Origin of the sequence: Brevundimonas sp. (genome assembly GCF_023259385.1) — a bacterium.
GTDB lineage: Bacteria > Pseudomonadota > Alphaproteobacteria > Caulobacterales > Caulobacteraceae > Brevundimonas.
Window position 1 is genome coordinate 5370 of the sequence record NZ_JAHFPF010000206.1, and the last position, 1060, is coordinate 6429.

General features: G+C 67.1%; 2 protein-coding genes. Both read left to right on the top strand.

Going from position 1 to position 1060, the window contains the following annotated elements:
• Positions 1-375: rhodanese-like domain-containing protein (locus Q0C81_RS14345; protein WP_291839307.1), on the top strand; the 375-nt coding region annotated here is incomplete at its 5' end.
• Positions 376-419: 44 nt separating this feature from the next.
• A complete protein-coding gene (locus Q0C81_RS14350) occupies positions 420-947 on the top strand; it encodes a rhodanese family protein (RefSeq protein ID WP_291839310.1) in 528 nt (175 codons plus the stop codon).
• Positions 948-1060 lie beyond the last annotated feature (113 nt).

The window sequence follows — 1060 nt, forward strand, 5'->3', positions numbered from 1 at the left end:
GAGGGACATCTTCTGTCCCGACCTGGTCGACATCGAACGCGGAGAACCGACATGACCCCTGTCAAATCCATCACGCCGGCGGCCGCCGCCGACATGATCCGGAGCGGCGCCCTGCTGGTCGATATCCGCGAGCCGGACGAACGCGTCGGGGCCTGTATCCCCGCAGCGCGAAGCCTCCCGTTGTCGATGATCGAGTTCCGGGACCTTGAACGGGTCGAGGGACAGGCGGTGATCTTCCACTGCAGGAGCGGTCGCCGGACGCACGCAAATGCCGAAGGTCTCGCGGCCAAGGCCGGTTCAGGGGAGACCTTCATTCTCGAGGGTGGGCTCGACGCGTGGCGCGCTGCCGGCCTGCCGGTCGGGGACGGTCAATGAGACGCTCTGCCAAACAGGAACCAACGGAGCGGACGAGCCCGGGCATGAGATGTGTATCGCCTGAAACGGCTCAGCGTCTGATGCGCGCCGGCGCCTTGCTCGTCGATATCCGCGAGGCCGACGAACATGCGCGCGAACGCATCCCGGGCGCCGTCCTGAATCCGATGTCCGCGTGGGACGACAGCGAGGCGTCTCCGGAGCAGACCCTGATCTTCCACTGCCGCAGCGGGTCCCGCACGGCCATGAACACTGACCGCCTGGCGGCCAAGGCCGGGGCCTGCGACTGGTATGTCGTGGACGGCGGCGTCGAAGCCTGGCGCAAGGCGGGCTTGACCACCATCACGGATCGATCCCGGCCGATAGACCTCCAGCGTCAGGTCTTCATCGTCGCGGGCGGCCTGGTCGCCCTCGGCGTGGTTCTCGGCATCCTTGTTTCCAGCTGGTTCCTGACACTCCCAATGTTTATCGGCGTCGGCCTGACCCTGTCCGGCTTGACCGGCTTTTGCGGAATGGCTCGCGTCCTGGCGCTGGCCCCCTGGAACCGCCGCGCCTCTTCCTTAATGGCGGCCTGATGATCGACCTCGCCCGGGACGCGCTCACGCTGGGCTCGGGCGGACTGGTGGGGTTTTCTCTGGGCCTCGTCGGGGGCGGGGGATCGATCCTGGCCGTTCCCCTGCTGGTGTAT

Excerpts from the sequence above, each read along its gene's own strand:
- Q0C81_RS14350 (WP_291839310.1), top strand. The coding sequence starts at position 420 with ATGAGATGTGTATCGCCTGAAACGGCTCAGCGTCTGATGCGCGCCGGC.